The sequence below is a fragment of the Caballeronia glebae genome (assembly GCF_001545035.1).
Classification (GTDB): domain Bacteria; phylum Pseudomonadota; class Gammaproteobacteria; order Burkholderiales; family Burkholderiaceae; genus Caballeronia; species Caballeronia glebae.
Genome location: NZ_FCOJ02000019.1, coordinates 110531 through 120121, shown reverse-complemented (window position 1 = coordinate 120121; position 9591 = coordinate 110531). Strand labels below are relative to the sequence as shown.

At 63.5% G+C, this 9591-nt stretch carries 10 protein-coding genes; 5 read left to right on the top strand and 5 right to left on the bottom strand.

Annotation, left to right across the window (positions count from 1 at the left end; all coding sequences use genetic code 11):
- The coding region (locus AWB82_RS15570) for an enoyl-CoA hydratase (RefSeq protein ID WP_086968619.1) at positions 1-747 on the top strand (747 nt) is incomplete at its 5' end.
- 3 nt (positions 748-750) lie between these two features.
- Here the strand turns inward: AWB82_RS15570 and AWB82_RS15565 are convergent.
- On the bottom strand, positions 751-1140 hold the full coding sequence (locus AWB82_RS15565; RefSeq protein ID WP_086968645.1) for a DUF779 domain-containing protein: 390 nt from the start codon (positions 1138-1140) through the stop codon (positions 751-753).
- A 61-nt stretch (positions 1141-1201) separates the two neighbouring features.
- Entirely contained in the window at positions 1202-2722 is a 1521-nt protein-coding gene (adh, locus tag AWB82_RS15560) for an aldehyde dehydrogenase (protein ID WP_086968616.1), read from the bottom strand.
- A gap of 534 nt (positions 2723-3256) precedes the next feature.
- Here adh and AWB82_RS15555 point away from each other — a divergent pair.
- The 3 genes from AWB82_RS15555 to AWB82_RS15545 all read left to right on the top strand — a co-directional run bounded on the left by AWB82_RS15555 (position 3257) and on the right by AWB82_RS15545 (position 5662).
- On the top strand, positions 3257-4654 hold the full coding sequence (locus tag AWB82_RS15555; RefSeq protein WP_086968613.1) for an L-lactate MFS transporter: 1398 nt from the start codon (positions 3257-3259) through the stop codon (positions 4652-4654).
- A 21-nt stretch (positions 4655-4675) separates the two neighbouring features.
- Positions 4676-4813 carry an MFS transporter small subunit gene (locus AWB82_RS15550; RefSeq protein ID WP_086968610.1) on the top strand — a complete coding sequence of 46 codons (138 nt, stop codon included), beginning with the start codon at positions 4676-4678 and terminating at the stop codon, positions 4811-4813.
- A 543-nt stretch (positions 4814-5356) separates the two neighbouring features.
- Positions 5357-5662, top strand: coding sequence for a high-potential iron-sulfur protein (locus AWB82_RS15545; RefSeq protein WP_086968606.1), 306 nt, complete (start codon positions 5357-5359; stop codon positions 5660-5662).
- A gap of 7 nt (positions 5663-5669) precedes the next feature.
- On the opposite strand, the gene AWB82_RS15540 is transcribed toward AWB82_RS15545, so the two are convergent.
- Entirely contained in the window at positions 5670-6176 is a 507-nt protein-coding gene (locus tag AWB82_RS15540; RefSeq protein WP_086968603.1) for a DUF4019 domain-containing protein, read from the bottom strand.
- Positions 6177-6355: 179 nt separating this feature from the next.
- Between AWB82_RS15540 and AWB82_RS15535 the strand changes: the two genes are divergently transcribed.
- Positions 6356-7228 (top strand): endonuclease/exonuclease/phosphatase family protein, encoded by an 873-nt coding sequence (locus AWB82_RS15535; protein ID WP_086968600.1) that lies wholly within the window; start codon positions 6356-6358, stop codon positions 7226-7228.
- A gap of 7 nt (positions 7229-7235) precedes the next feature.
- On the opposite strand, the gene AWB82_RS15530 is transcribed toward AWB82_RS15535, so the two are convergent.
- Positions 7236-8303 (bottom strand): M14 family metallopeptidase, encoded by a 1068-nt coding sequence (locus AWB82_RS15530; RefSeq protein WP_086968597.1) that lies wholly within the window; start codon positions 8301-8303, stop codon positions 7236-7238.
- Positions 8304-8313: 10 nt separating this feature from the next.
- Positions 8314-9507, bottom strand: coding sequence for a M20 aminoacylase family protein (locus AWB82_RS15525; protein WP_086968594.1), 1194 nt, complete (start codon positions 9505-9507; stop codon positions 8314-8316).
- Between the last annotated feature and the right edge of the window lie 84 nt (positions 9508-9591).

The following is a 9591-nucleotide window of genomic DNA, read 5'->3' as shown; positions in this document are numbered from 1 at the left end:
TATGACGTAAAGGGCGTCGTCCGGCTCACGCTGAACCGGCCCGATACGTTCAACGCGTTATCGGAGGCCATGCTCGAAGCGCTCGAACGCGCATTGAAGGACATCGCCGAATCGAATGCGCGCGTCGTCGTGCTTGCCGGCGAAGGCCGCGCGTTCTGCGCGGGCCACGACCTGAAAGAGATGCGCGCGCAACCCGCGCTCGACTACTATCGCGCGCTTTTCGCGCGCTGCTCGCGCATCATGCTTACCATCCAGCGCATGCCGCAGCCGGTCATCGCGCGCGTTCAGGGTATCGCGACGGCGGCGGGATGTCAGCTCGTCGCGATGTGCGATCTCGCGGTTGCATCGAGCGAAGCGCGCTTCGCGGTATCGGGCGTGAATCTCGGGCTCTTTTGCGCGACGCCGGGCGTGGCGCTCTCGCGCAATGTATCGCGCAAGGCCGCGTTCGAGATGCTCGTCACGGGCGAGTTCATCGACGCGGCGACCGCGCGCGAACGCGGCCTCGTGAATCGCGTTGCATCGCCCGGCGAACTCGACGACACCGTGCGCACGCTGGCCGCGACCATCGCCGCCAAGCCGCGCGAAGCGGTCGCGGCGGGCAAGGGTTTGTTCTACCGCCAACTCGAAACCGGCATCGAGGCCGCATACGCGCTCGCATCCGAAACGATGGCCTGCAACATGATGGAGGACGCCACGCTCGAAGGCACGCAGGCGTTCATCGAAAAGCGCGCACCGCGCTGGAATTGAGGTTCAGCTCACATGCTCGACCGGATGCTTTTCGAGCCACGCGTTCTCTTCGTCGCTATATAGGCGCGAGCGCGTGAGAAAGCGCAAACCGGACGGACGCTCCAGCGAAAACATGCCGCCATTGCCCGGCACGGCGTCGATGATCAGTTGCGTGTGCTGCCAGTACTCGTACTGCGATTCGGTCATGTAGAACGGCACGCCGCCTATCGCGCCGAGCTTGACGTCCGAGCCGCCGACCATGAATTCGTTCACCGGAAAGCACATCGGCGCGCTGCCGTCGCAGCATCCGCCGGATTGATGAAACAGCACCTCGCCATGCTCGGCCTTGAGCTTTTCGATCAAGTCGATGGCGGCGGGCGTCGCGCTCACGCGCAGCACTTCCTGTTCGCTCATGATGTCCCCGTCGTTCGAATGAGCCGCCGCCAGAGCCGGCGGCGGCCCCACACGCTTTGCCTTAGAAGAAGCCGAGCGGCTTGTCGCTATAGCTGACGAGCATGTTCTTCGTCTGCTGATAGTGATCGAGCATCATCTTGTGATTCTCGCGGCCGATGCCCGATTGCTTGTAACCGCCGAACGCCGCGTGCGCGGGATACGCGTGATAGCAGTTGGTCCACACGCGTCCCGCCTGGATCGCGCGGCCGAAGCGATAAGCCCGCGTGCCGTCGCGCGTCCACACGCCCGCGCCGAGTCCGTACAGCGTATCGTTCGCGATTTCGAGCGCTTCTTCCTCGTTCTTGAACGTCGTCACCGAAAGCACCGGCCCGAAGATTTCCTCCTGGAAGATGCGCATCTTGTTGTGGCCTTTGAAGACGGTCGGCTTGACGTAATAGCCGTTCTTCAACTCGCCATCGAACGCATTGCGCTCGCCGCCGCTCAAGCACTGGGCGCCTTCCTGCTTGCCGAGATCGATATACGACAGGATCTTCTCCAGTTGCTCCTGCGACGCCTGCGCGCCGATCATCGTCTTCATGTCGAGCGGATGGCCCTGCGCGATCGCCGCGACGCGCTTCAACGCACGCTCCATGAAGCGCTCGTAGATCGACTCCTGCACCAGCGCGCGCGACGGACACGTGCACACTTCGCCCTGATTCAGCGCGAACATCGTGAAGCCTTCGAGCGCCTTGTCGAAGAAACTGTCGTCGGCGCTGAGCACGTCTTCGAAGAAAATGTTCGGGCTCTTGCCGCCCAGTTCAAGCGTGACCGGAATCAGGTTCTGGCTCGCGTACTGCATGATCAGGCGGCCCGTCGTGGTCTCGCCCGTGAAGGCGATCTTCGCGATGCGCTTGTTCGACGCGAGCGGCTTGCCCGCTTCCAGACCGAAGCCGTTCACCACATTGAGCACGCCCGGCGGCAGCAGATCTTCGATCACTTCGAGCAGCACGAGAATCGACGCGGGCGTCTGCTCGGCCGGCTTCAGCACGACGCAATTGCCGGCGGCGAGCGCGGGCGCGAGTTTCCACACGGCCATGAGAATCGGGAAATTCCACGGAATGATCTGCCCGACCACGCCGAGCGGTTCATGGAAGTGATACGCGACCGTATCGTGATCGATCTCCGAAATGCCGCCTTCCTGCGAACGCGCCGCGCTCGCGAAATAGCGGAAGTGGTCGATCGCGAGCGGAATGTCCGCGGCCATCGTCTCGCGCAGCGGCTTGCCGTTGTCGATCGACTCGGCCAGGGCGAGACGCGGCAGGTTCTGCTCCATGCGATCGGCGATCTTCAGCAACAGATTCGCGCGATCGGTGACGGAGGTCCTGCCCCATGAAGTCTTCGCCGCGTGCGCCGCATCGAGCGCGGCTTCGATATCGGCTTCGCGCGAACGCGGAATCGACGTAAAGGGCTCGCCGGTGATCGGCGAGATGTTGTCGAAATACTCACCGCCCGCGGGCGGCGCCCACTTGCCGCCGATGAAGTTGCCGTACTGCTTTTTGTAGGGGTATTCCGTGCTCAGGAACTGCATCTCTGCGTGATTCATTTCTATGTGCTCCTCGCATGTCGACGTGAACGGGCCGGCGCTGCCGATGTCCGGCGCCGGTCGCTCTTGTTTGCGAGTTCCATGCCATCGCGCGCATGACGATGCGACCTTCGCGCGAGCCGCATCGTCATGCGGTTTCGCGGGGCGTCGTCAGGGTTTGTACGAGGGCGGTTTGAGCTGTTCACATTCAGAACACCTGCGCCGCTCTGTAGCGATGCGACACAGCCGCGCTTGCGGTTTTCACGGCGCTAGGCAAGACGCATCCGCGCTGCGGGCAAACGCTTATGGCACGAGTGTTCATATTGCAAAGCCTTTCACAGTTGTCTATGGTCATGCCAGCCGTGGCAAAGCGTCGCATCTATATGTCGTTCCATCGCATGTTTGGGCGGCGCGAAATGGCCTTGCGGGCGCGCGACCGGAACCCTGTCGCCGAACGCATGACCACGGCGGGCTGCTGTGCGGCGACCCCGTTACGGCACGTCAAAGCAAACGATGAGCGCGCACGTGCATGCATGACGCGCCACGGAGACCACAATGAACAGCACACTCGATCAAGGGGCCTTGAAAGGCCCGACACGCTTTTTCTCCAAGGAGGCGACCATCGCCCAGCCCGGATTTTCGCGCTGGATGGTGCCGCCCGCCGCGCTGGCTGTTCACTTGTGCATCGGGCAGGCATACGCGTTCTCGGTGTTCAATGCGCCGCTCACGAAGATCATCGGCATCACGAAGTCGGCGCCGGATGACTGGTCGCTAACGACGCTCGGCTGGATCTTCTCGCTCGCGATTGTGTTTCTGGGCTTGTCGGCCGCGTTCGCGGGCAAGTGGCTGGAAAAGGTCGGCCCGCGCCGCACGATGTTCACCGCGGCCTGCTGCTTCGGCGGCGGCTTTCTCGTCTCCGCGCTCGGCGTCTATCTGCATCAGATCTGGCTGCTGTATCTCGGCTATGGCGTGATCGGCGGCATCGGGCTCGGGCTCGGCTACGTGTCGCCGGTCTCGACGCTGATCCGCTGGTTCCCGGACCGTCGCGGCATGGCGACCGGCATGGCGATCATGGGCTTCGGCGGCGGCGCGATGATCGCGGCTCCCGGCTCCGTCGCGCTGATGAACCACTTCAAGAGCGCGACGAGCGTAGGCGTCGCCGAAACGTTCCTCGTACTCGGCGTGCTCTATTTCATCTCGATGACGATCGGCGCACTGGCGATCCGCATTCCGCCCGCGGACTGGAAACCGGCCGGCTGGACGCCGCCCGCGACCTCCAAGAAGATGATCACGAAGAATCACGTGCATATCGACCAGGCGCTGAAAACGCCGCAGTTCTATCTGCTGTGGCTCGTGCTGTTCCTGAACGTGACGGCGGGCATCGGCGTGCTCGGCCAGGCATCGGTGATGATTCAGGAAAGCTTCAAGGCCTCGATCACGGCAGGCGCGGCGGCGGGCTTCGTCGGGCTGCTGTCGCTCTTCAACATGGGCGGGCGCTTCGTGTGGGCGTCGGCGTCGGACTGGATCGGCCGCAAGAACACCTACTTCGCGTTCTTCGCGCTCGGCGCGGTGCTGTATTTCCTCGTGCCGCAATTCGCGGGCGCGGGCAATATCGCGCTCTTCGTGCTGGCCTACGGCATCATCCTGTCGATGTACGGCGGCGGCTTCGCGACGATTCCCGCGTATCTCGCCGACATGTTCGGCACGGCGTTCGTCGGCGGCATTCACGGACGGCTCCTGACCGCGTGGGCGGCGGCGGGCGTCGCGGGTCCGGTGCTCGTCAATTACGTGCGCGCGTTTCAGGTGTCGCACGGCGTCGTCGGCGCACAAGCGTACACGATGACGCTGCATATCATGGCGGCGCTGCTGGTGGTCGGCTTCATCTGCAATCTGCTCGTCTCGCGCGTGCATGAGAGGCATCACATGAACACGTCGGCGCAGACCGCAAACTAAGAGTCAACGAGGAGATTTGCGATGAATGAACGCATCGATATCGGGCAAGTCCACCCGTCGAACAAAGGGCTGCTCGTGCTGTTCTGGGCGTATGTGCTGATTCCGCTGGCTTGGGGCGTGACGAACACGCTCACGCAGGCGATCAAGCTGTTCCACTAATTGCGCAGGCGATGTTCGCGCGCGCCGGATGGCCGATAGATCGATCGGCTCACGGCGCGCGTTTTGTTTGCGGCTTGGGCGGCTGACGCTGGCCAAGCGGCGTGCAATGTTCTCAGTGCCCGCGATCCTCCACCCGGTTCAAGCTACGACGCGCCAGCACGCTCATGAAAAGCGTGCCGCACACGAGCGCCGCCATATAAACGCCTGCCATCATCCAATCCACTTCACTCACGGTCATTCTCCTTCGAATTGATCCGCGGCCGGTGCGCCGCGGGGTTGATTCACGCGATTGCAACTACGTTCTGGCCTGATTTACGGCACGCGCGCGCAAAGGTTTAGCGCGATGCAATGAACGATGTTGGCGTCACGTTGAAGGAGGATGAGAAAAGGCGCTGCGACAAATCCGACCGGTCGTTCGATTCGCAAACGTGTGCCGCGCAAACGTCGCGATCCGGGCAAGGCGGCGTGCGTCGGCGTATCGTTCGACTAGCGCCCGAGAGCGCGCAAAGACATTTCCCACAGACAAGAAAACGGTCCAAGACAATGAACACGTCCCGCCGCAGCTTCATGGTTGTCAGCATCGGCATGGGCGCGACGCTATGGCTCACGCGCGCTCGTGCCGATACCCCGCATTTGAGCGAATCCGATCCGGCGGCCGTCGCCGTCGGCTACAAGGAGGACGCTGCAAAGGTGGACAAGACGAAATACCCGAACTTCGCGGCCGGGCAGACATGTGCAAACTGCTCGCTGTATCAGGGCAAATCGAGCGACGCCTGGGGCGGTTGCACGATTTTCAGCGACAAGCTCGTGGCCGGCCCGGGATGGTGCGCGTCCTACACGAACATGTGAGGCAGGTTCAGGACACCGAATACCCGACGAAGCGCCAGACCCTGTCCGAGTCGAGAATGAACGACACCGTCTCGGACCGCGTTCGATTGCTCCGACTGAACTGGGTGTCGAAGCGAACGTTGATGTACGCGCCGGCGGGAATATTGCCGCTGCCGTCGTAGCGATAATGCCTCACGCCCATCGGCATGCGCAGGCCCGGCTGACCGAGCGGCGAGCGGTCCTGCGCGACCTTCTTCATGAAGTCATCGCGCGAAACGATCTGTTTGGCGAGCGGCGAGCCCTGATCCCACACCACTCCCGCCTTGTCCTGGTCGATCAGCTTGATGATCTCCATTGCCGCCTGCCCGATATCCTGATCCTGCTTGTCGAGCGAGGCCTGTTGTTCCGGCGTGAGCGCCCGGACGACCGGGGGACGATTCTGCTGCTGCGCGGGCGGCGCTTGTTGCGCCTGACACGCGATGCTGGTCGATATAAGCAGAAGCGCGGCCAGCGAGAGGTTGATGCTTGCTTTCATGTTTCGGACGACGAGAGTTTCTCCAGCGCGGATTGTATCGCTGCCGGTTGCCGACTCGCGGGATACAGTAAGAAACACTTAGTTTCGGAATCTGCATGCGCAGCGCTCGTCCGATCGAGCACGCGCCTTGCTGGCCGAAAAAGCGAAGGGCAACTCGCAACGCTACGCCGAGGTCGAACATGCGACTCGTCGACTGGAACATTCAATGGGGACGCGGCGTGGACGGCCGCGTCGATCTCGCGCGCATCGTCGCCGAAGCGAAAGCGCTGCACGACTTCGACGTCCTCTGCCTGCAGGAAGTGACGCGCGGCTTTCACGAAAGCGAACAGGCCGGCGGGCTCGCGGGCCGCCCGAACGCCGATCAGTTCGCCGAGCTCGAAGCGCTGATCCCCGGCGCGACCGTCATCGACGGCATCGGCTCCGACCTGCCGCCGGTCGGCGCGGGCATCGCGCGGCGTCAGTTCGGCAATGCGATCGTCAGCCGTTTGCCCGTGCGTCAGGTGCTGCGCCACTCGCTGCCCTGGCCGGCCGATCCCGCGAAGCCGTCGATGCTGCGCATTGCGCTCGAAGCCGTCATCGAGACCGACGTCGGCCCATTGCGCATCATCAGCACGCATCTGGAGTTCTATTCGGAGAAGCAACGGCTCGCGCAAGTCGCACGTCTGCGCGAACTTCATGCCGAAGCGTGCGCGCACGAACGCCGGCCCGCGAAAGCCGAGAGCCAGGCTAGCCCGTTCGCCGATACCGCGCGGCCCGCTTCGGGAATCGTCTGCGGCGACTTCAACAGCGCGTTCGACGCAGCGGCGTATCGCGCGATGCTCGAACCGCTCGCCGATGCGCCCGCGTTCGTCGATGCATGGACTTGCGCGCATCCGAACGAACCGCGCGCGGCGACCGTCGGCCTGTACGATCACGAGCAATGGCCCGACGGCCCGTTCGCATGCGACTTCATCTTCGTCACCGAAGACCTGAAGCCGCGCATCGCCGGATGCGAAGCGGATCAGTCGAGCCGGTCATCGGATCATCAGCCGATGTGGCTCGAACTGCGCTAAGCGCCCTCTAAGCGCCCCCTTCCCGCGACAGGCCGTAGAGCGCCTGCAACACCGCGGCGCGCGCCTGACCGACGATCATGCCGCGCCAGATATCGTCGTCGATGTAGAACGCCGCGCGAATCTGGCGGCGAATCTCGGTCTTCAATGCATCGGCCGCGTCCGGATGATGACGCACCCACACGTCCGCGCGCAGCATGTCGAGCATGTCGGTGAGCGGCACGGTGCCGTACTCGATCGCAATCGATGCGGTCGCGGCATGCGCGCACGTCTGCCGCAACGTGTCGAGCAAGGGACCGGCGACATCCGCCGCGATCGAGGTGCCGTCGGACGGGCTCGTCACGTCCGCGCCCCACCAGCGCCGCGCGCGCTCCACATCGCCGACGCATATCTTCGCGCCGAAGCCGGCCGGTCCGAGTCCCGTATGAAAATCGATCCAGCCTATCGCCGTGCACGGCTCGCCATACTCCGCGAGCACGTTGCGCATCGTGCGCGTGCTCCACGCGGTTTGCGCGCCGCCGTAGAACATGCCTTGCGCATGCGTGTACTGGCCCGTCGTCACGGCTTGCTGATAAGCCCATTGCCCGCGCGTGTCGATATACGCGCGAATCGCCGCGACATTCGCTGCATCGGGCGGCCAGCTCGCGGGAATCAGCAAGTCGTGCAGTTCCGCATAGCCCGGATTGCGCGGGAACGGCTCGTCGAAATTCACGCTGTTGCGATTCAGATCGACGTTGCCTTCGGTCGTGCGGCTCAGATACGAAAAGCCGTATGGATTGATCGCGTGGACGAGCAGCATCGCGACGCCGAGTTTCGCCATCAGCGCGGGCAACACGTCGTCGCGCATCAACGCGATCTGCGCGCCCGAGCCGCAAAAGCCCTCGACGCCATGCGTCGCCGATGTAAGCACGAGCAGGCGCTTCGCATCGGCGGGACCGATGCGCACGACATCCGTGGCGAGCGTCTCGCCTTCCAGACCGTCGACGCCTTCGAGCACGCGCGTGTCGACGGCGAGTCGTCGCTCGGCGGCCGTGTCGAGAAATCTCCGGCGCGCTTCGCGATAGGTCGATGAAAACATGTCGGTCTCCTCAAGCGCGCGCGAGAAACTTCTCGACGAGCCGCACCCAATAAGTCGAGCCGAGCGTGAGCACGTCGTCGTTGAAATCGTAGCTGCTGTTGTGCAGCATGCAGGGGCCGATTCCGTGGCCGTGATCGCGATGCTCGCCCCGTCCATTGCCGATATACCCATAGCAGCCCGGGCGCTCCAGCAGCATGAACGAAAAGTCCTCCGCGCCCATCGTCGGATCGACGTTCATATTCACCTTTTGCGCGCCGGCGACGTCGCGCATCACGCCGAGTGCGAACGCCGTCTCCGGTTCCGTGTTCACCGTCGGCGGATAGTTGCGTATGAAACTAACTTCGGCCTTGCAACGATACGCGGCCGCCGTCGCCGTGACGATCTCCTTCATGCGCGTCTCGATCAGATCGAGCACGTCGACGGAAAACGTGCGCACGGTGCCGGCGAGCGTCGCGGTCGTGGGAATCGCGTTGACCGCGTGACCCGCCTGCATGCGCGTGATCGAGAGCACGGCGGCGTCGATCGGACGTTTGTTGCGCGTGACGATGCTCTGCAGGCCCGTGCCGATTTGCAGCGCGGTGAAGACGGGATCGACGCCGTCGTGCGGAATCGCCGCATGCGCGCCCACGCCTTCGATGCGGATCTCGAACTCGTTGCTCGATGCCTGCGTCGCGCCGACGCGCGCACCGAATTCGCCCGCCGGCATGCCCGGCCAGTTGTGCAGCGCGAACACGGAGTCGACGGGAAAGCGCTCGAACAAACCATCTTCGATCATCGCTTTCGCGCCGCCGCCGCCTTCTTCCGCAGGCTGAAAGATGAAGACGACCGTGCCGTCGAAATCGCGATGCTTCGCGAGATATTGCGCCGCGCCGAGCAGCATCGCGGTGTGTCCGTCGTGACCGCACGCATGCATCTTGTTCTCGTGGCGCGACGCGTGCTCGAAGGTGTTCAGCTCGGGAATGGGCAGCGCGTCCATGTCGGCGCGCAGGCCGATCGCGCGCTTGCTCGCGCCTTTTCTCAACACGCCGACGACGCCCGTCTTGCCGAGCCCGCGCGTCACTTCGATATCCCAGCTTTCGAGCTTTTGCGCGACGAGTTCGGCGGTGCGCGCTTCTTCGTAGCAAAGTTCGGGATGCGCGTGGATATCGCGGCGAATAGCCTGGATTTCGTCGCGCGACTGGGCGATCTCGGGAATGATCGACATGCTTTCCTCGTGTGTTGTTGAGTGACCGGAGCATTGTCGATGGCCGGAATTCACAGCGAAAGCTGATATTTCTTGTCCGTGACT